This window comes from Denitrobacterium detoxificans (assembly GCF_001643775.1).
Taxonomy (GTDB): domain Bacteria; phylum Actinomycetota; class Coriobacteriia; order Coriobacteriales; family Eggerthellaceae; genus Denitrobacterium; species Denitrobacterium detoxificans.
In genome coordinates this window covers 340,618-361,363 of sequence record NZ_CP011402.1, presented here as the reverse complement: position 1 = coordinate 361,363, position 20,746 = coordinate 340,618, and the positions used below count along the sequence as shown (strand labels likewise).

At 60.2% G+C, this 20,746-nt stretch carries 14 protein-coding genes; 2 read left to right on the top strand and 12 right to left on the bottom strand.

The genetic code is table 11. The features are described 5' to 3' along the window. Nucleotides 1–56 precede the first annotated feature (56 nt). Nucleotides 57–1,901, bottom strand: coding sequence for an FAD-binding protein (locus AAY81_RS01415; protein WP_066664751.1), 1,845 nt, complete (start codon nt 1,899–1,901; stop codon nt 57–59). Between the two features lie 254 nt (nt 1,902–2,155). Here AAY81_RS01415 and AAY81_RS01410 point away from each other — a divergent pair, with 254 nt between their 5' ends. After that, a complete protein-coding gene (locus AAY81_RS01410) occupies nt 2,156–3,577 on the top strand; it encodes a helix-turn-helix domain-containing protein (protein WP_066660512.1) in 1,422 nt (473 codons plus the stop codon). A 558-nt stretch (nt 3,578–4,135) separates the two neighbouring features. Here AAY81_RS01410 and AAY81_RS01405 read toward each other — a convergent pair. From AAY81_RS01405 to AAY81_RS01355, 11 genes are all read right to left on the bottom strand, one after another. Then, on the bottom strand, nt 4,136–5,653 hold the full coding sequence (locus AAY81_RS01405) for an IMP dehydrogenase (protein ID WP_066660510.1): 1,518 nt from the start codon (nt 5,651–5,653) through the stop codon (nt 4,136–4,138). 172 nt (nt 5,654–5,825) lie between these two features. Then, nucleotides 5,826–7,316 (bottom strand): cysteine--tRNA ligase, encoded by a 1,491-nt coding sequence (gene cysS / locus AAY81_RS01400; RefSeq protein WP_066660507.1) that lies wholly within the window; start codon nt 7,314–7,316, stop codon nt 5,826–5,828. Between the two features lie 143 nt (nt 7,317–7,459). Continuing rightward, nucleotides 7,460–7,951: a 2-C-methyl-D-erythritol 2,4-cyclodiphosphate synthase gene (ispF, locus tag AAY81_RS01395; protein WP_066660505.1), complete on the bottom strand. Its 492-nt coding sequence runs from the start codon at nt 7,949–7,951 to the stop codon at nt 7,460–7,462. Further along, nucleotides 7,951–8,826 (bottom strand): 2-C-methyl-D-erythritol 4-phosphate cytidylyltransferase, encoded by an 876-nt coding sequence (gene ispD, locus AAY81_RS01390; RefSeq protein ID WP_066660503.1) that lies wholly within the window; start codon nt 8,824–8,826, stop codon nt 7,951–7,953. Before ispD ends, ispF begins: the two co-directional genes overlap by 1 nt. 134 nt (nt 8,827–8,960) lie before the next feature. Next, nucleotides 8,961–11,549: an ATP-dependent Clp protease ATP-binding subunit gene (locus AAY81_RS01385; protein ID WP_066660501.1), complete on the bottom strand. Its 2,589-nt coding sequence runs from the start codon at nt 11,547–11,549 to the stop codon at nt 8,961–8,963. Nucleotides 11,550–11,666: 117 nt separating this feature from the next. Continuing rightward, the gene (locus AAY81_RS01380; protein WP_205630837.1) at nt 11,667–12,746 is read right to left on the bottom strand and encodes an ATP-grasp domain-containing protein; all 1,080 of its coding nucleotides are present in this window, start codon (nt 12,744–12,746) and stop codon (nt 11,667–11,669) included. A gap of 84 nt (nt 12,747–12,830) precedes the next feature. Next, on the bottom strand, nt 12,831–13,808 hold the full coding sequence (locus tag AAY81_RS01375; protein WP_066660495.1) for a hypothetical protein: 978 nt from the start codon (nt 13,806–13,808) through the stop codon (nt 12,831–12,833). Beyond that, a complete protein-coding gene (locus AAY81_RS01370) occupies nt 13,805–14,830 on the bottom strand; it encodes a 1-aminocyclopropane-1-carboxylate deaminase/D-cysteine desulfhydrase (RefSeq protein ID WP_082867793.1) in 1,026 nt (341 codons plus the stop codon). The genes AAY81_RS01375 and AAY81_RS01370 overlap by 4 nt, the downstream gene beginning before the upstream one ends. A gap of 5 nt (nt 14,831–14,835) precedes the next feature. Beyond that, nucleotides 14,836–16,461, bottom strand: coding sequence for a glycosyltransferase family 39 protein (locus tag AAY81_RS01365; RefSeq protein WP_066660493.1), 1,626 nt, complete (start codon nt 16,459–16,461; stop codon nt 14,836–14,838). Between the two features lie 60 nt (nt 16,462–16,521). After that, on the bottom strand, nt 16,522–18,528 hold the full coding sequence (locus AAY81_RS01360; protein ID WP_066660491.1) for a L,D-transpeptidase family protein: 2,007 nt from the start codon (nt 18,526–18,528) through the stop codon (nt 16,522–16,524). A gap of 137 nt (nt 18,529–18,665) precedes the next feature. Further along, entirely contained in the window at nt 18,666–19,727 is a 1,062-nt protein-coding gene (locus AAY81_RS01355; protein ID WP_066660489.1) for a glycosyltransferase family 2 protein, read from the bottom strand. Nucleotides 19,728–19,854: 127 nt separating this feature from the next. On the opposite strand from AAY81_RS01355, the gene AAY81_RS01350 reads away from it, so the two are divergent. Further along, the gene (locus AAY81_RS01350; protein WP_066660482.1) at nt 19,855–20,745 is read left to right on the top strand and encodes an ATP-grasp fold amidoligase family protein; all 891 of its coding nucleotides are present in this window, start codon (nt 19,855–19,857) and stop codon (nt 20,743–20,745) included. The last annotated feature ends 1 nt before the right edge of the window (nt 20,746 follow it).

The window sequence follows — 20,746 nt, the reverse complement described above, 5'->3', positions numbered from 1 at the left end:
TTCGATCCTATGACAGCCAACGCCTGGGAGGGGAATTGCGCGGCTATGCGGAATTGCTATTTGCTGGCGGCGTGCTTACCCGCAACGCGGCCACTGGTCATGGCGTTACCCATGTTGTTGCCTGCGCTCGGGCAGTTGTAGGCATTGCCGTAGCGCTCGCCCATGGTGTTGCCCACGGCGTACAGGCCTTCGATGACGTCGCTCTTGTCGGCCTTGAGAACCTGGTAGTTGCCATTCACGCACAGGCCGGCCAGCGTGTTGAGGCCAGGACCGTACAGCGAGGTCGTACCCTGGGTGGCAACGTAGAAGGGGCCCTGCTCGATGGGGAGCATAACGTCAGAGGGCTTGCCGTAGTCGGCGTCGGCACCGGCGGCGCACAGCTCGTTGTAGCGCTCGAGGGATTCGAGGGCCGTGGTCAGGGCATCGCCCGTGAGGCCGGCGTTCTTCAGCGCCTCTTCGGCGGTAGCGCCCACGTATACGTCGTTGTACATGGGGCTCGTGCGGTTCGCGATTTCCAGACCGCGAACGTTCACGACGCCTGCGGACACATCGGCGTTCTTCATGGCCGTGTCGAACTCTTCGACGCCCTCGGGGAAACCCCAGTTGGGAGCACCGTGGTCGAGGCCAGCGCGCTGGATGTAGTTCATGTAGTTAGCGTCCATGATGGCGAAGTTGCCCTGCATGGCGGCATCCGCATCGACAGGCTGACGGATGGACTGAGCCAGAACCAGGCCAGCAAAAGCCTCGTTCATGAAGCGTTCGCCCTTGCAGTTCAGCCACAGGCAGGGCGTGGAGCCCCAGGGGCCAAAGGAGATCATCGGCGCATTGCCGGCAACCGGACGGGGATGGCTTTCGATTGCACCACCAGCCCAGCAGCCCAGCTTGTGGCCGCTGCCATCGCAGTCGGTCATACCAATCAGGTCGGTCTTCTCAACGCCGTGGCGCATGGCATTTTCAGCACATTCGCTGCAGAGTTCCCAGACCATTTCGTAGTTGGCGCCAAAGTCACCCGTTGCCAGAATGACACCCTTGGTCGCGTCGAATTCGACGTAGCCGCCCGCGCTGCTCTTGGCAATAACGCCCGTCACGGCACCGTTGGAATCCTGAACGAGCTTGGAGGCAGTGCAGCCGCAATGCCATTCAGCGCCCAGATCCTCGGCCGCTTCGCGGGAGTACCATTCGATTTCGGCCAGGCGGCTGATGCCAGTGAGCTGACGCTTGCCAACCGGCTGCTCGTTTTCCGTGCCGATGGTCTGCACGGTGCTAGCCCACATCTTGTAGCCAGCAATCTCGACGGGATACGAGCTTCCATCGGGCTTATCGTAGGCCGTCTGAACGATACACTGACCGCCATCGCGATCGAAGATCGTGCTCGTAGAGGGAACGATGCTTACCAGGTTGTCCATCATTTCGCCCGAGTTGTACACGAAGGAGCGAATGACATCGGTGTTGCAGCGACCATTTGCACGGCGCACGTACTCGTTGACGATCTCTTCCAGATCGTACGGGCCAAAGCCCCAGCTCTTCAGCAGCTCGCTGTTGTAGCTGCAGATGTCGTCGCCACGATAGACGATCGAACCATCTTCGTGCGTCTCAACGACGCAAACGCTGGCGCCCAGCTGAGCCGCAGCCAGCGCGGCCTGCGTACCGGAATGGCCGCCGCCAACGACGACGACGTCGTAAGACTTGGTCTCGGTGATTTCGCTGCTCGCGATTTCCGGGGCTTCGCCCAGCCAATCGCTATCGCACATGTAATAGTCGGGACGCGTCGCCTGCGCAGAGCTTCCGCTCTTGGTGGAGCTCGTCTTCGGCGAAGCGCAACCTGCCATGCCGGCCGCTGCTGCAGCCATTACGCCCGCGCCCGCAGCGCCCTTTAGAAAACTACGACGTGAAAGTGCCATATTTCCCTCCAATGGATCTTTGGACAAGCCCGCCACCTCTTCGAGCGAGCCAGGGAACATATTCCGCGCCCACAGCACCCTCTGCCATCCGAAAAAATGTTTATTTCGCTTGCGATTGGGCCATTACGAACTCTCAACGTTTTTACGTATTTTTACGAAACCCCCAGGTCATAAGTGTACAACCCGTTCCAATTTGGCAAGCGCCGCCAACGCCCCTCACGGGTATGCTACCCTGCCGTCAGGAGGAGATAGAAGTGACCGAGGACCACAACAACACGCGCGCCCTGCGTCGCGAAACAGTATTCATTACCGGTGGCATGGCAGCGTTCGTCGCCTCCATACAGCTCTATTCCCCCGCAATCTTGCCTTTCCAGCGACTTCCAGGAACCACCGCCTTCGTGGGGTCGTTCGCGCAAATCCTGCTCGCATGCACGTTCGTCCTTGCGCTGATCGTGGCGCTCCTGGCGTTTCGCGGGCGCCGCATTCCCGATGCCGTCGCACGCCCCACGGGTGCGCTCCTCTACGTCATCGGCTCCGCCTCGTTCATCGCTTCCAGCGTATTCGATGCGCTGCCGAGCAACGCTATTGCGTTCACCTGCATTGCTACCGCTCTCACCTGCAGCCTAGGAAGCGTATTGCTTTGCCTTACGTGGGGCAGAATCCTCAAGCGCCTGTCATTCAGCCGAGCGCTCATCACCGCCGCATCAGCGGCCGTTATCTGCGCGGCAATTCACGCATTCGAGTACTACGCACCCGTCGAAATCGCCCTGGGAGCATTTGCGGCCTGCGTCATAGCCGCTGCACTGTTGCCGTATGCGCTTCGCTCGCATCAGGCAACCAGCCAGCCGGCGTTCTCGGAGCACCTTCCTTCGCTCGCTCATGTAACCGCTGCGCCTGCATTAGGGCTCGCCCTTTGCGCCTTTATCACTGGCTCCATGCGCACCGTGTTCATGGAGATGTACGATACGTACATTGTGGGCACGCTTATCGCAGCAGCCATCGTCATTAGCTGCGTCTTACTCACGCGCAATGCCCCGCTTATTCGCGTTCTCTACCAACGCGTTATTCCGCTCATCGCAGTAAGCACGCTTTCCATCTTCAGCATTACGCTTGCCGTACTTGGCGGCTCCGTCCTAAACGCCGTCATGACCATGCTGCTGTACATGTTCGTAGCGATCTTGACCCTTGGCATCATCTGCGCCATTGCGCACGCCGGAGAATTTCCCAGCGATTCCGTGTTCCTCCTTGCCCTCTCGCTTTTCGCGCTCGCATCGTTCCTTGGCGTGCGTGCAGGAGAGATGATCGCCGATTCCGACATGAACACGCTCGCCATCGTAGTCACCGCGCTGTACGCCATAACCACCGTCCAATCGCAGGGCGTTTTCAACAAGGCAGATGCAGAGCCTGACGCACAGCCCGAACACGGACAAGACCCAAATCACGACCTGCCGGACGCCCACAAAGCGAGCGAGGAGCATATCGACGCTATCGCCCAAGCGCACAACCTCACGCGCCGCGAAACCGAGATTCTGCATTACCTCGCCAAGGGCCATACGGGAGCATATGTCGCAAAAGTGCTGTTCATTAGCCCCAACACCGCTCGCACGCACATCCATAACATCTACCGCAAGTTGAACGTTTCAAGCCGAGAAGAAATTCTCCACCTCACCCGCTAGCAGGGGCCAGAACCATCGCCAAGGATGCGCGTCTACGCCTGGTCGCAACTCGGCGGCGTGGCCGGTTACGTACGACCAGCCCAGATGGCGAGGAGCGCGGGCAAAGCATACGTATACGGGCTCGCCCCACTGCCCCAACACCCACGTGTCCATGCAATTGGGCAAATTCAGGCGGCAAAATGTAAAAAATGCAGCCTTTTACACATTTTTCAGCGCTTGGAATCACGCATGGCAAAAGCCGACCTGAGGAAATACCGACCCAGAAGCGTGAAGTAGCTCCGTTACCCCCTTCAAAGAGCCCAAATCGCGATGATTCATGTGCAAAACGGCGCATTTTTGCAAAAACGACCCTCGATTTTGCCCATTTTACGATTCAGCCTCCCAACGGAAGCAAATGACTCGCAAAATGCGCCTCAATTCGGAACGGTGAGCGTTCGACAACGCCGAAAACGAGCGGAACGGGGACGAATTACGCCCTCAGGTCCGCCAATGCAGCTGCGAGCGCAAAAAAAGGGCGCCTCCCGTAGGAGACGCCCTGCGAATCGCGAAATACAGCGATTAACCTACGTTCGTAACGTAAGGGTTCTTGTCCTTCTGCAGAACGTCGTGCGCGCCGCCTTCCACGATGGACGTAGCGCTGACCACGGTGAGCTTTGCCTTGTCCTGGAACTCGGGGATGGTGAGCGCACCGCAGTTGCACATGGTGCTCTTGACCTTGGACAGCGTAACGTTCACGTTGTCCTTCAGGCTGCCAGCGTAAGGCACGTAGCTGTCGACGCCCTCTTCGAACGTCATGCCCTTCTTCTGGCCGCCCAGGTCGTAGCGCTGCCAGTTGCGAGCGCGGGCGGAACCCTCGCCCCAGTATTCCTTCATGTAGCTGCCGTTCACCATGACGCGGTTGTTGGGAGCCTCGTCGAAGCGGGCGAAGTAACGACCCAGCATGACGAAGTCGGCGCCCATGGCCAGGGCCAGCGTGATGTGCGTGTCGTACACGATGCCACCGTCGGAGCAGATGGGGATGTAGATGCCCGTCTCCTCGAAGTACTCGTCGCGCGCCTTGGCAACTTCGATGGTAGCCGTGGCCTGACCACGGCCGATGCCCTTCTGCTCACGCGTGATGCAGATGGAGCCGCCGCCGATGCCAATCTTGATGAAGTCGGCGCCAGCTTCTGCCAGGAAGCGGAAGCCATCGCGGTCGACTACGTTGCCAGCGCCAACCTTCACGCTGTCGCCGTAGTGATCGCGGATCCACTTGAGGGTGAGGGCCTGCCACTCGGAGAAGCCTTCCGAGCTGTCGATGCACAGGCAGTCGACGCCAGCCTCTACCAGGGCGGGAACGCGCTCAGCGTAGTCGCGCGTGTTGATGCCAGCGCCTACCATGTAACGCTTATGAGCGTCGAGCATCTCGTTGGGGTTGCTCTTGTGGGAATCGTAGTCCTTGCGGAACACCATATAGACCAGGTTGTCGTTCTCGTCGACGATGGGCAGGGAGTTCAGCTTGTTGTCCCAGATGATGTCGTTTGCCTTCTTCAGCGTGGTGTCGGCGGGAGCCACGATGAGCTTTTCGCGCGGGGTCATGAAGTCGCGCACAATTTCGTCCATGCTCATGCGGGAAAGGCGATAGTCACGCTCGGTGACAACGCCGAGCAGCTTGCCATGGCCCGTGCCATCGGAGGTAACGGGCATGGTGGAATGGCCCGTCTGCTCCTTCAGGGCCACCACGTCGGCAAGCGTCATGTCGGGGGAAAGGTTCGAATCGCTGGTTACGAAACCGGCCTTGTAGTCCTTCACGCGGGCAACCATGGCAGCTTCGTCTTCGATGGTCTGGCTACCGTAGATGAAGCTCATGCCGCCTTCGGTGGCCAGGGCAACGCTCATGCCGTCGTCGGAGACAGCCTGCATGATGGCGGACACCATGGGGATGTTCAGGCTGATGGCGGGCTCTTCGCCCTTCTTGAACTTGACGAGCGGGGTCTTCAGGCTCACGTTTTCGGGACGATTCTCGGACGATGAGTAACCGGGAACGAGCAGGTACGCATTGAAAGTACGAGAAGGTTCTTCGAAGATGTAGGCCATGGAGCATCCCTTTCGCCGAAAATTTCGCTTAATTGGCTCATTATAACGAGCTGAAAGGACGCCCATACGCTAGGCCGCGCATTCATCACGCGTTCTCTACGCCTACCCCACCACACGCAAAACGACCCCGGAAGAATCCGAGGTCGTGAAGCATGCAACCAAGCCTGTTCAGTTACGCGTTATACGTAACGCGCGCACCCTGGGGCGTGTCTTCGATGGTGAAGCCCAGGCCCGCAAGACCGTCGCGGACCTTGTCAGCCAGCGCGAAGTCGCGATTCTTGCGCGCCTCGGCACGAGCGGCCAGCAGCACGTCGACCGCCTGCTTGGGATTCGCGCCCGTGTAGCCCGTAAGCTCGCGGGAAAGGTCGACAACTTCCTGCGGGAAGTCGGAGCCTTCTTCCTCCTGGCCCAGCATGATGCCGAACACGCTCATGAGCTCGATGATTACCGTATGGGCGCCACGCAGGATAGGCACGTCGGTAAGCGAGCAGGTCTTGTCGCCCAGCTGGGTGTTGAGCTCGCCCACGAAGGCGAACAGCACGCCCAGAGCGCCAGCGGTATTGAAGTCATCGTCCATGGTGACGATAAACTCGTTGCGCATTTCCTTGGTGCGCTTCATGATGGTGCGCGTATCGAGCGGGCTGGGGATGTCCTGGGCGTTCTTCATAGCCCAATCCAGGCGCGCTACCAGGCCCGAAATGCGCTCGAGGGCAGCTTCGGCTTCATCCAGGCGGTCCTGGGAGAAGTCGAGCGGGCTGCGGTAGTGCGTCTGCAGCATGAGCATGCGCAGAACATCGGGCTTCGTGGTGGCAAGCACGTCGCGCAGCAACAGGAAGTTGCCCAGCGACTTGCTCATCTTCTCGGAATTGATGCGCAGCATGCCACTGTGCATCCAGTAGTTGCAGAACGTCTCGCCATAACCGGCTTCGCTCTGCGCCGTCTCGTTTTCGTGATGCGGGAACACCAGGTCGGCGCCGCCACCATGGATGTCGAGCGGAAGGCCCAGGTACTTCTTGGCCATGGCCGAGCACTCGATGTGCCAGCCGGGACGGCCCATGCCCCAGGGGGATTCCCACGCGGGCTCGCCGGGCTTGGCGGCCTTCCAGACGGCGAAGTCGAGCGAATCGCGCTTGCGATCGCCGATACCCTCGGTGCGCAGGTCGCGATGGCCGCTTTCCAGCTCGTTCACGTCGCGGCCAGAAAGGGCGCCGTACTTTTCCCAACTGCGGACGCTGAAGTACACGTCGCCTTCGGCCTCGTATGCGCAGCCAGCATCGATGAGCTTCTGCACAAGCTCGATCATCGCGGGAATTTCCTCGGTGGCCTTCGGGCGCACGTCGGGGTCGAGCACGCCCATGGCATGCATGTCGGCGATGAACGCCTCGGTATATTCCTGGGCGACCTCGGCGGCACTGCGGCCCTCTTCGTTTGCCTTGTTGATAATCTTGTCATCGACGTCGGTGATGTTCTGCACGAACGTGACATCGAAGCCACGCCACGAAAGGTATCGACGAATGACGTCGAAGCTGATGAACGTGCGGGCATTGCCGATGTGAATGTAGTTGTAAACCGTGGGGCCGCACACGTACATGTGCACTTTGCCCAGCTGAGCGCTCTGGAAGTCTTCCTTCTCGCGCGTCTTCGTATTGTAAATGCGGATCATCTACGAGCCTATCCTTCGTGTTCCTGTGGAAAGCATGATAGCCGATTGAACATCATAGCGAATACCCAATCGGAAGAACGCACACGAAATGGCAGCGCCCCGCATAACGGGGCGAGCGTAGCAGCATGCGTTGTGGGCGGCACCTAGTTACATCGCGCGAGCAGAGCGGTAGCCTGGGCAGAAATGCCCTCGCCGCGACCCTCGTAGCCAAGATGCTCGGTTGTGGTGGCCTTCACGCCCACGTTTTCCACGGAGATGCCCATGGCCTTGGCCAAGTTGGCGCGCATGGCGTCGCGATGCGGCGACATCTTGGGAGCCTGCGCGGAAATGACGCTATCGACATCGACGATCTCGAAGCCAAGCTCGCGCACGTGCTCGGCGGCCTTCGCCAACAGCACCATGCTATCGGCCCCGGCATACGCAGCGTCGGTATCGGGGAAGAGCTTGCCAATGTCGCCCGCGCGGGCAGCGCCCAGCACGGCGTCGGCAACGGCATGAGCCAGCACGTCGGCATCGGAATGCCCCAGCAGGCCCTTTTCGTAGGGAATGTTCACGCCGCCGATGATGAGATCGCGGCCCTCCACCAGCTGATGCGTATCGGCGCCCAGGCCGATGCGCAGGTTGGGAATAGACATTATTCCTGCTCACCCGCCCTTTCGCGCAGCATGGTATGCACGGCTGCAGCCAACATGAGATAGTCTTCCGGCACGGTGAGCTTGATGTTGTCGCGCTTGCCTTCCACCACGAGCACCTTGCCGCCCAAGCGCTCGATGAGCGAGGCGTCGTCGGTGCCCACGAAACCGTCGGACAGCGCCGAAGCATGGGCGCGACGATAGATGCCCGTACGGAACACCTGCGGCGTCTGCGCATTCCAGAACACGGTGCGATCGGGCGTACCCATGATCACGCCGTTTTCCACGACCTTGAGCGTGTCGACCGAAGGATGGGCCACCACGGCGCCATCGGCGTCGACGTTGCCCTTCAGCACGCTGATAGTGTGCGCGATGAGCTCGGGGCTGATGAGCGGACGGGCGCCATCGTGCAGCACTACGAACTCGAAGCGATCGTCAACGTATTCCAAGCCGGAAAAGGCGCTTTCCTGGCGAATGTCGCCAGCTGGAGCCATGACAACGGGCGTCACGAAGGGGAACGGGTCGATGGCGCGGGCCAGGTATTCCGCCTGGCGCTCCTTCGGGCACACAACCACGATAAGACCCACATCGCCCACAGCGTCGAACGCTTCAGCCGACCACGTGAGCACGGGCTTGCCAGCGATTTCAACGAGTTGCTTGCCACCATCGCGGCCAAAGCGCTCACCCTGGCCACCAGCCAGGATAATCGCTGCGGTTTTCGGTTCCTTGTCGACCTTGCCTTCCAACCCCACGAGGTTCTGAGTAAGCGCATCGAAATCGATGGCGCTGATAAGAGCCTCGGGCGAGCGCAGCGCCGAGGGAGCGTAAATGGGATCCATCGTGCCCGCAAGGTTGTACTGCGCATCTACGTTGCGCATGGTGCGCCTCCTTTGCAATTCAAAGCGCGGAAACCCCCGCGCACGTTACCCCATGATACGACAAAACCCACAACATGCGGAATGACGGGGCAAAAGAGAAGGCGCATGAGCGAATCATGCGCCTTCGTCATCAGCTAGTTCGCTGCCCCATCGGCTGCGGGAACGCCACCCGAACCCGAGCCGCCCGAACGCAGGGCGCGACCGGTATCGGAGAGGTCGTAGCCGCGCATGAGCAACTCGGCGTCGTGCGCGATGCTATCGCGCTTACGCGGCGCAGGAATGTCGCCGGTTCCAGGCTCGAACACGAGCTCGCCATCCTTCAGGCTGACGTCGATAACCGAACCCGAACGCCACTTCCCTTCCAGAACCTGGTCGGAAATGGGGTCTTCCAGCAGGCGCTGAATGGCGCGACGCAGCGGGCGCGCACCGTACGTGGTGTCGGTGCCCTGCTCGGCAATGTAGCGGCAGGCGTCGTCGGTGATGTTGATGGTCATGTTCTGGGCGATCAAGCGTTCGCGAAGGTCGGCAACCATCAGCTTCACGATCTGGCCGATTTCCTCCTTCGTGAGGCTCTTGAACACGATGGTCTCGTCGATGCGGTTCAGGAACTCGGGACGGAAGAGCTTCTTCAGCTCGCTCGTCACGCGGCTCTTGATTTCCGTATCGGAAAGACCCGCCTGCTCGGAACCGCCAAAGCCCAGCGGCGCCGTTTGGGCGATGTCACGCGCACCCACGTTGCTCGTCATGATGATGACGGTGTTGCGGAAGTCGACCGAACGGCCCTGGCCGTCGGTGAGCCTACCCTCTTCCAGGATCTCGAGCAGGATGTTGAAGACGTCGGGATGGGCCTTCTCGATCTCGTCGAACAGCACCACGGAATACGGACGCTGGCGCACGGCCTTCGTAAGCTGGCCGCCCTCATCGTAGCCCACGTAACCCGGGGGCGAACCGATGAGACGCGATACCGTGTGCTTTTCCATGTACTCGCTCATGTCGAAGCTGATGAGCGCATCTTCGCTGTTGAACAGGAACTCCGCGAGCGCCTTGGAAAGCTCCGTCTTGCCTACGCCGCTGGGGCCCAGGAAGATGAACGAACCGGTGGGACGCTTCGGGTCGGCCAGGCCGCTGCGAGCGCGGCGAATGGCCTTCGAAACGGCGGTGACCGCCTCGTCCTGACCCACAATGCGCTCGTGCAGCACGCTTTCCATGCGCAGCAGCTTATCGGCCTCGGCTTCCGTGAGGTCGCTTACGGGCACGCCCGTGGTCATGCTCACCACGTCGGCGATGTCTTCGGCGGAAACCTGCTGAAGCGTCTTGTGCGATTCCTCTTCCCACTTCTGCTGGGCAACTTCGCGGTCGCGCTTCAACTGCTCTTCCTGGTCGCGCAGGGCGGCGGCCTGCTCGAAGTCCTGATCGGCGATGGCGCCTTCCTTCTTCTGGCGCACCTTGCGCAGCTTGTCGTCGAGTTCCGCCAGTTCGGGCGGCAGCGTCATGTTGCGGATGCGCATGCGCGCGCCCGCTTCGTCCATGACGTCGATGGCCTTGTCGGGCAGGAAGCGATCTTGAATGTAACGGCTGGAAAGCTGAACGGCCGCCTGCAGGGCATCGTCGGTGAACTTCACGCCGTGATGCTCTTCGTAGCGATCGCGCAGACCTTGCATGATGCGAATGGACTGCTCTTCGTTGGGCTCGCCCACGGTGATGGGCTGGAAACGACGCTCGAGCGCGGAATCCTTTTCCACGTGCTTGCGGTACTCGTCGATGGTGGTGGCGCCAATGACCTGAATCTCGCCACGGGACAGCGGCGGCTTCAGAATGCTGGCGGCGTCGATGGAGCCCTCGGCTGCACCCGCGCCGATGAGCGTATGCAGCTCGTCGATGAACAGGATGATATCGCCTTCCGCGATGACTTCCTTGATGCACTTCTTCAGGCGCTCTTCGAACTCGCCACGGTACTTGCTGCCCGCAACCAGGCTGGAAATATCGAGCGTGAACAGGCGCTGATGACGCAGCATATCGGGAACCTGGTTGCTCACGATGAGCTGGGCCAGGCCCTCCACCACGGCCGTCTTGCCAACGCCCGGATCGCCGATGATCAGCGGATTGTTCTTCTGGCGACGGCAGAGCACCTGCATGATGCGCTCGATTTCGCCAGCACGGCCAATGACCGGGTCGAGCTTGCCTTCGGCGGCCTTCTTGGTGAGGTCGGTGCCGTATTCGGCCAGGGCACTTTCCTTCGGCTGCGCACCAGGGTCGACCCCAGCGCGACCAGCGAACACCGACGACTGGCCCACCAGGTCGTTCAGGGCGCTACGCACAGCGTCGCCCGAAACGCCCAGGCGGCCAAGCGCGTCGATTGCGGCGCCTTCGCCCTCGCGCACGATGCCCAGCAGCAGATGCTCGGTAGAGATGTAGCTCTGGCCCATCTGCATGGCCTCGCGCAGGCTGTTCTCCAGCACGCGCTTCACGCGCGGCGTGAAGCCCAGATGACCCGAAACGTCGGAATCGGGGTCGATGGCCACGACCTGCTTCACGGCATGCACGGCCTCGTCGTAATGAACGTTCAAGCGGTCGAGCGCCTGAGCGGCCAGACCATCTTGCTCCTTGATGAGAGCGAGCAGTATGTGCTCGGTCCCGACATAAGGCTGATGCAGGCCCCTGGCTTCGTCTTGCGCGATAACCAGCACCTTTCTCGCCTTGTCGGTAAACTTGTCGAATGACATGTGGCTCCTCTTTTCTACAGTGGGCCTTAAAATTTTTGTACCATGCTAGCACTCAACTAAATTGAGTGCCAAAACGACACGCTCCCGTAATAAAACAACCGCGGAAACGCCTTGCCCCTACCCAAGCTGAACGACCGATATGTCCTTCATGTACAAACCCGGATTATCGGCAATCAGCAACCCCGGCGCAGGCTCTTCGCCGCGCAGCCAAGCAACCAAAGCCTTTGGCAGGTTCACGCCCGCCTGATGGGAAAACGGATAGCCGCCACCGAAGCGCGCGTTCATTTCCAGTACGCGCAACGAAGCATACGACCCGTCGTCGTTTTGCACCGCAAACACGTCGACATCCATGTTCCCCGGATGGGGCGCCGCCTGGGCAAGCGTACGCGCAAGCTCTACGAACTCGCACGGAGGCTCGATGACCTGGGCAATGTCGGTTTCACCCGAGCGCATGGCAATCTTCTTGCGCACCGAAACGCCAGCGAACGCACCCCGCAGATCGCACATTACGTCCATGCCGTATTCCTCGCCCGCCGCCGCCTGCTGAATGAGCACGGCGTGGTCGGGGTCCTCGCACGACTCGTACTTCACATACGAGCTGGCGACCTGGGCGCGCACCAGGCGATACATGGCCTCGAGCTCTTCCTCGCAATGGGCCGCATAGATGCCAATGGAGCCCATGCCCCAACGTGGCTTCACGAACAGGGGAAACGATACCTCCCCCGCCGCAAGCGCGCGCCTGGCGTCATCTAGGGAAAGGTAGGTGGCAAGCGCAGGAATGCCAGCGCCCGCCACGAGCTTCTGCCCCAGGTACTTGTCATTGCACGCCCGAGCCACCTGCAACGGCGCCACGATGGGCTCTACCCCCAACGCGCGGAACTCGCTTGCATGGGCCGACAGAACGGGCACGTCGATGTCGAACAGCGAGAGCAGCGCGCCGATGCGATGGTCGCGGCAATACTGCAGCAGGAAGGGAATGTATTCGTCGGAATAGATGAGCGGACATACTTCCGCAGCGTCCGCCAGGGCAAATGCGGGCGTGAGCGACGAGCTGTTCACCACATGCACTTCGCCTTCGCCGGCAAGCGCCTCCTGGAACCAGCGCACCAGGTAGGTCCTGCGGCCCACCGACGTAATGAGCACGTTGGGTCGCTCGGGGGTAAGCCCCGTTTGAACACCCTGCATACCGTCGCTCATACAGCACCCTTCCATCCGTCGAACACACCGTTTCGCCCCAAGGAGAAATCGGTCCGCACATTATAGACTACGAAATCCCGACGCCTACGAGAAGAACAGCTCCTTGCAATCTTCCACGAACGCCTGGGCCTGCGCGCGACTCTCCTCGTTGCGCGCGGTGTAATACGCGAGCGCATCGGAACGCGTGCGCTCGGAATACGCCAGCTGCTCGGGGTCGAACCCAAATGCCACGCCGTACATCTTGTAGTCTTCGGCGTAATAGTCGTCGTACGTCTTGCCCGGCTCGGGCACCACCACCGAAATGCAGCCGCAAATGCTCGCCAACGTGGAGTATGCCGTCTGCATGTCGTAGCTCACGCAGTACTTGCACTCGTTGAACACGCGAACCTTTTCCGCCTCGGAAAGGTCATCCACCACGATGCCATCGAACGACTCAGGCAAGTCGGGGCGATCGGCGCCCTTTCGAACGACGTAGCACGTGCCCGTGCGCTCACCGAAGTTCGTCTGCTTGTACAGTCCCAAGTCGTAATACGGCGTGGTGAGCTGACGACCCTGGGGGTTCAGGTCCACATCGTTGAACGGCTGCATGTAGCAGTAGAACACGTCGCTTTCGCTATAGGCCACGCCAGGGCGGTCCTTGTACGTATAGTGGTAAAGCAGCCAGCGCACCACATGCGTAGCGTGCAGCGGATTCCCCACGATGTTGTCGGAATATACCACCACGTCATCGTCGGTCACACGTGGCAACCACTTGCGCGCAACACCGCGCACCGACACGTTCACATACCCCTTGAACAGGGGGTTATTTAGGAACGGCTTCTCGCCGAAGAGCTTCACCAGCGCCACGCGCGCAACGTCGGTTATGGTAAACACGATCTGCTGCCGCCAGAAGAACGCCTTGCGACCCGGTTCGTACTTACGCTCGCCCGGATAGAACACGCGCGCACGATAACCCAGTTCGGAAGCGTATTTCGCAAGGGCATGCAATACGATGGCGCCGCCCCCGCTCTGCCGGGGCGACACGATCACGAACTGAGGACGGCGGGGGAAATGACGCGTCATGCACGCACCACGCCTTCCGAGCCATCGAGCGCATCGAAGAACAGTGGCGTGCCACCCGTATGCAAGAACAGTATGCGCTTTCCGCATATGTCACGCTCACGTAGGTATCGAAGCATGCCATCGAAGCCCTTCCCCACATACGTTTCGTCAAGCGGCATGCCCGCGTGCGCAAACGCATGGCGAATGGTCTGCTGCTCAGCGGCATCGGCGCGCCCATAGCCACCATGCAGGAACCCATCGCTTACGCAAATGCGGCTATGCAGGTCGGCCGGTACGTCAACGCCACGCGACGCTAAATACGCCCGGCAATACCCCTCGATGTGCTCCGTAGCCGCTTCCGCAGAACGCGCCACGGAAATGCCCACGACCTCGCACGACGAACCAGTTAGGACGTTCCCGCACAGCAGACCCGCCTGCGTCATACCTGTGCCCGTAGCCAGGAAGACGTAGTCGAACGAGGCGCCCGAAGCGCGCTCCCAATCGGCGACTTCCCTGCTCGCATGCACATACGCCTGCACGGGAGTGGCCTCATTGCCTTTCCCAAAACGATTGCCGTAGATGTAATACGGCCGAAAGCCCTGTTCGCGCAGCTCGTCCAGAGCGGCTTCCACCGCCTGGGCCACCTCGCCTTTCTGGCAGGGGTGTACCTGGGCGCCCAAACGCGCGCAAAGCTCAGCGTTGAACGAACGAGGGCGCGATCCGTCGGCCTCGTCGGGCGACACCACCGCGCAAGGCATGCCCATGCGCGCCGCACCATTCGCCATAACGCGCGCCAGATTCGAACGCGTACTGCCATACGCCACGATGGCATTGCAGCCACGCGCAAGCGCATCGGAGAAAAAGCACTGGGCGATACGCGCCTTGTTGCCCCCGAACGAGAACGGAATCAGGTCATCGCGCTTCACGTAAAGCTCGTTGTCGCAAGCCATGCCATCAAGTTCAACAATGGGAGTCGGCGTGAGCAGCGACCCATCGGGCGCAAAGCCCGGAAGCGCAGCAGCGCCATTCGCATAAGCACCCATAGCCACTACTCCTTTCCCTGGTTCGATACGAGCACGTACGTTTCCGACAAATCGCTTTCATACGCAAGCGAGGAAACGTCCAGCCCCAACGAGCCAGACAGCCAATCAAGCATGACGCTTGGATCGGGCGACGTAGAATACGTCTGAATGTAGACCACGACAGGCGAACCTTCCGGATAGCGGGCCAGATAATCCTTCACGAGCGACAGGCTCTCATCGTACGGACCATCGGCATTCACCGTGCAAATGGAGCCGTATTCCACCAGCTGCTCGTAGTCATTCGTCATGGCCGCATCGCGATACGTAGACACGAAATACAACACCGGGTCACTAGCATGTTCCTGGGCGAAGGCAGTTCGCTCGGGGTCTTGCGGCATCATGTAATTCGGCGGCACAACCGCAACGCTCATAGCGAGAGACGCAAGCGCCACCAACGCGCAGCACGAAGGAGCAAGGACCCGCGAACGATCGAACGCGCCCAAACCGCGCGCCCACGCCACGAGCATGCCCACAAGAAGCGCCATAAGAGGAATCACCGAGAAGGTGTAACGTTCATCGTGATAGCCCCATACGGTGCGCACCAGGAAGTACGCGGCAAACGCCGGCACCACGATAATCCACGCCAGCGGATCGACACGCAGGGCTTCGCGAGCTGCAACATGCCCACGAAGCATGCGCCACGCCACGCACGCAACAAGGACCAGCGACGTAGCGCACATCACGAAGCACGACAAGGCGAGATACTTGAACGCAACAGCCACGAGATACGCAAGCGAAGGCGTGGCCTCCACGGGCGCGAAACGGTCGGTCACGTTCGTCATCTGCTCGAACACGGCCGGAAACGTGGCCAACATAGCAAGACCCGCCACGACGACCACCACCGCAAATACACCAGCCCGTCGTAGCTCCCGCCTACGCAGCACCAAGTAGGCAACGTATGCCGCCGCAAGCAACGCCAGATAGAACGCGAACAGGTACTGCGTGAGCATACCGCAATACGCCACGGCGAAAAGAGCAACGTACCATGCAGGCTTTCCGCTGCGGTGCAGACGCAAGACCACATAGGCCAGCAGCACCGTGAGCAGCGACATGAGCATGTACATACGAATGAGCACCAACGTAGAGAGGCACGCCTGGCTCATGCCATACGCGAGCATCGCCATAACGGCAGCCGCCTCGTCGTCGAACAGCTCCCGCGAAAGGCGGTAGAGGAAGAAGAGCGTAAGGCCAAAGAAGACCAGGTTTATGGCCAGGCCTATCCATTTCGAAAACACACCAGGGAGAAAAGACGACACCAGATGCACGACGCAGTAGTACAGCGGCGGATGCACGTCCTTCGACTGGTTGTAGAAAACGGAATCGAATGTGAACTGCTGGCCCTCGTCGACCTGCACGTATTCCAGAAGAGCGTCGCGCTCGATTACCTTGCCGGTAATGTCGTCATCGTAGGCGCTCTTCAGGAAGGGAAAATAGTAGCTGTTGGAAAGGCCGTACGAATAGATTTCGTCAACGAAATAGCCCGATTTCGCGATGCAGAACGCCAGGCCCACCACCAGCGCGGCAGCGAACGCAAGGACAAAGAGAAGCGAGGGCCGTGAAGCGTTCTTCCCTTGCACAGCCGTGGTAATCACTCCCCCGTTACAGCCCTTCGATAACGGGGATATTCTACACTATCCCCGTTACCCCAGGTGTTATGGACGGTAATTGTGGATGGTAGTACCCAGCGGGACGTTGTCGTACACCCACTGCGCGTTCTTCCACTCCAGGCGAATGCAGCCATGCGACAAATGCTGACCCAACTCGCTCTTCGATGCCAAGATGCTATGGATGGCATACGGGCCGGTATACTTCGTAGCCCACTGCGACGTCATCTCGGGCTCACCCGCCCAGATGAGATAACGCTCGTGCGTCTGCGTGGTCCACGTTCCCGTGGGCGTGCGATAATCGCTGGCACCGCACACGCAGCGCCAGAAGTACTTGAACTGCCAGAAGCCCTTGTACCCCACCATCACGCCGAACCAGCATTCCGAGGTATCGGTCATGAGCAGGTAGCCCGTGGAGCTGCTCTTGCTCTGCGCGCGCAGGAACATCTCCAGCTGAGCGCTCGAATAGTCGTACGAACGCGTGATCTTGCCGTCGTTGTCGGCATGGTAGAGCTCGTTGTTACGTGCCACATAGCCATTGCGCAGCACGTAGTACACGTCGTTGATACCGTAGTACAGCGAGCCATCCACGGTGAAGTAGCCCTTACGAGCGCCGTAGTAGCCACCGCTAAACACGCTCTTCATGTAGTAGCGCTGGTAAACCCCACCGTCGTAATCCTTGGAAACGACCCAGCCGGCATTGGAGGGCATCTTGCCATCGTTGTCGGCTAGCAGCATATAGTTGCCGTACAGCTGCTTGCCACGCAGCACATAGCCCTGATTGCCCAGGCCAAAATACGGCGTGCCATCGACCTTGAAGAAGCCCGAGTGCATGGCGTGCTTCACGCCGTCGTAGTAATAGCGCTGGTAGGAGCCATCGTAGGCCTTGGTCACGAGCCAACCGGTGTTGCCATCGGACGTAGATGCCAGCTTGCCGTCATTGTTGGCCACGTAGACGTAGCCAGCGCCGTTGTCCCACTTGCCACGCACGACCGCGCCATTCGATTTCGCATACGCCGTGAAGCCAGCACCTTCCGAAGTAGTGACCAGGCGAGACTTGGCAATGGAGCCATCGGAGGCAATCCAGTAGCGCTCCAGGGACCCCGTCCATGCGGTGGTCACGAGCCAGCGCGCCGCAAACGGCAGGTTCGCGCCGTTCGTGGCATACCAGGCAACACCCTCGGCCCTCCAGCCCTTCTTCACGAGCGAGGCGTTTTCGGAGGCGGAGGTGGTGTAGTTATGCGAGCCCGTCTTGGCGTTCTTGTTGTATTGGCGATACACGACGAGCCCCGTGTCCTCTGAATCGGAGTACCAGCCGATGCCCTCGTACTTCCAGCCCTTCTTCACCAGGCCATCGCGCTCGCTCTTCGACGTCGTGTAGAAGTGATCGCCGCCATTGGGGTTGTACAGACGATACACAGGCGTGCTCGACGTGGTGGGAGCCACCCAGCCGATGCCCTCCCACTGCCAACCGGCACTGGCAACGTTCATTGCCTCAGATTCGCTGGAAGTATAGAAGTGCTCGCCCGAATTCGGGTTGTACAGGCGATACATATTCACATGGGATTCTTCGTACGAGGGCGTTTCGCCATCGGAAGCAACGACAAGCCCCGGCTCGGCAGCATCACCCTGCGAGGCGGCATCGGACGCCGGGGCAAGCTGGCTGGAGGAATCGGCGGCACTTTGGTTAGCGCCTTCGTCTACGGAGACGGCCGGCGTCTCGGCAGCAGTTGCAGCAGAGACATCGCTCTCACCTGCGACGGGCGCGGAGCCTTCTTGGGCCGCCGGAGCGGATTCGTTCGTTTGAGCAGCGGACGCCTTCTGGTTATCAGCCGAAGAGACGCCGTTGGCCACTTCGCCCTGCGAAGAAACCTGAGCTGCGGGAGCCTGGTCGGACGAGCCATCCAGAACGGCATCCACCTGCGTATCAGCGGGGTCGTCGAGCGCATAGGCGGGATCTGCCATGCAGAAAAGGGAAACGACCAGCAGACAAACGGCAATGGCAAGGCCAATGCGGAGCGTGCGCGCATGCGGTTGAGTGTATGCGTTCGCCATAATAACCCCCACCCAGGACAAAGTAGCGTAACTCGCTCAGTATACCGAGTAACCAGCCGAAACGCCACTATCGCAGACGGGAATTCGAGCGTGCGAACCGTCCCTTAATCGGTGGGATGATTGGGTGCGAACGGGACCTACGCCCTACGGGCGCACATAAGGGTTCGCTTCGCGTACCAATACAACGGGAAATAGATATGACGTCGCAGGAGGGCTATCTCGATACGCGTTTTCGTATCGAGCGGCTTATCGTCGATGTCGCGAATGGCCGTAGCAAACGGCTCGGTCTGACACAGGCCAACGAACGAACGCTTGCTCTCGTCGCCCATCTGTCGCCAAATAGGCGGAATGCAATCGACGCAGGCCATGTAAAACGTATTGCGCAGGAATCCGGCGTCGTGCTCTTCCATGAACCGCTGCACGGCGGCATAGTACACGAGCGTCTTCTTCAACGATTCGGGGTCATGACGTCTGGTAGCCGAAGCGGAGTTGATGCGATATTCATACACGGGCTCGTGACAGCACGCAACGCACGTTGCCAGATCGAAGCAATGCAAGTTGAACGCGATGTCCTGCGAACGCCGCAGCGCAACATCGCTCATGAGCTCATGCTCCACCAGAAAGGCCCTGCGATAGATGCGCGCCCATACGGCACCAGCCAGGCCACTGCCCCTGCTGCCGTCGGGCTCAATATTGGAAAGCACCATGTTCAGCAAGTACGCACGATCTTCGCGGCCGAAATACGTGCGCTCGCTGGAAAAGTTCACGCGCAGACGGCGCGAAGAACCATCAACCTCAACGAAGTCACCCACCACGATATCGGGCACGCAACCCCGCGGATCGGGAGCCGCACAAGCCAACAGCGTGCGCAATGCGCCTGGCAGCAGGCGGTCATCGGCATCGACGAAACAAATCCATTCGCCACGCGCCTGCAGCACACCCGCATTGCGCGCAGCGGCGGCGCCGGCGTTTTCCTGATGAAGGACCGTCACGCGCGTATCTTGCGCAGCAAGGCTGCGGGCAACCTCCAGCGTGCCGTCGGTACTGCCATCATCCACGATGAGCACCTGAATATCGGAAACGCCCTGCTCGAAAATGGACTCCACGCCCTCGCGCAGGCTATCTTCCACGTTGTACGCGGGAATGAGAACCGTTACCCGCACATTGTTCTCGCACGGCGCATCGCTGTTCGCTGCCACTTCACGTCCTTCCAAACGGTGAGCACACGCAGCCCACCCATACCTTCGCTGCCCGATTATATCCCACGCAAAAACGCCTGCTGTATAATCGGATGCCGTCAGGCCAGCTAGAAGGAAGAACCTCGCCTTGAATCGCCTATTCCGCCTTGTCCGCTATTGGATCCACCGTCATCTCCACCCGGTGAACGAACGCACGCTCTGCAGCCAGAGCCTGCTGGAACGCGAACTCGATTGGGCCTACTACGCACGCTATGGCGAGCATCCCAACCTGCAGGACCCGACCACGTTCAACGAGAAAATGCAGTGGCTGAAGATTCACGATGCGGTTCCGCTGAAGACCATCTGCGCCGACAAGCTTGCCGTACGCCCCTACGTAGCGCAACGCGTGGGCGAGGAGGTGCTTCCCCAGGTCTTTCGTACGTGGGAACGCGCCGAAGACGTGGACTTCCATGGCCTTCCCGCCTCGTTCGTGCTGAAGGCGAACCACGGTTCGGGCATGATGAGCATGGTGAACGATATGGCGGCCGCAGACATGCAGGCTACGCGCGAAGCATGCGCGCAATGGCTGGACACCGATTTCGCGCTGACTATGTTGGAGCGCTGGTACAGCGACATCCCGCGCAAGGTATTCGCGGAAGAACTGCTCGACGACATCGAATGGGAATACCAAGTGTGGTGCTTCAACGGCAAGGCCCGCTACGTCGGCGCCATGCACGACCCGCACGGCAGCAACGAAAAGCAATTCTTCACGCCCGACTGGAAGCGCCAACCGTTCGTTTCCTCGCTGCCCATATTGGAGGGAGAGGTCGAACGACCTGACGACCTGGAAACCCTTTTGGACTACTCCGAACGCCTGGCCGCCGATTTCGCGTTCGTACGCGTAGATTGGTATAGCTGCACGCAGGGCCTACGCTTTAGCGAGCTCACCTTCACGCCTGCTGGCGGATTCGTGCAGTGGACGCCGCGCGAATACGACGCCAAGCTAGGCGCCCTGCTGAACCTGCCCGCAGAAAACTAGC

What these genes read in the sequence shown, in the direction of transcription:
- AAY81_RS01370 (WP_082867793.1), bottom strand. Translation starts at nt 14,830, where the DNA reads ATGGGTGCTTATGCGAATGGCGCTGCTGCGCTTCCGGGCTTTGCGCCC.
- AAY81_RS01415 (WP_066664751.1), bottom strand. Translation starts at nt 1,901, where the DNA reads ATGGCACTTTCACGTCGTAGTTTTCTAAAGGGCGCTGCGGGCGCGGGC.
- cysS (WP_066660507.1), bottom strand. Translation starts at nt 7,316, where the DNA reads ATGATCCGCATTTACAATACGAAGACGCGCGAGAAGGAAGACTTCCAG.
- ispF (WP_066660505.1), bottom strand. Translation starts at nt 7,951, where the DNA reads ATGTCTATTCCCAACCTGCGCATCGGCCTGGGCGCCGATACGCATCAG.
- AAY81_RS01360 (WP_066660491.1), bottom strand. Translation starts at nt 18,528, where the DNA reads ATGGCGAACGCATACACTCAACCGCATGCGCGCACGCTCCGCATTGGC.
- AAY81_RS01380 (WP_205630837.1), bottom strand. Translation starts at nt 12,746, where the DNA reads ATGAGCGACGGTATGCAGGGTGTTCAAACGGGGCTTACCCCCGAGCGA.
- AAY81_RS01375 (WP_066660495.1), bottom strand. Translation starts at nt 13,808, where the DNA reads ATGACGCGTCATTTCCCCCGCCGTCCTCAGTTCGTGATCGTGTCGCCC.
- AAY81_RS01385 (WP_066660501.1), bottom strand. Translation starts at nt 11,549, where the DNA reads ATGTCATTCGACAAGTTTACCGACAAGGCGAGAAAGGTGCTGGTTATC.
- ispD (WP_066660503.1), bottom strand. Translation starts at nt 8,826, where the DNA reads ATGCGCAACGTAGATGCGCAGTACAACCTTGCGGGCACGATGGATCCC.
- AAY81_RS01405 (WP_066660510.1), bottom strand. Translation starts at nt 5,653, where the DNA reads ATGGCCTACATCTTCGAAGAACCTTCTCGTACTTTCAATGCGTACCTG.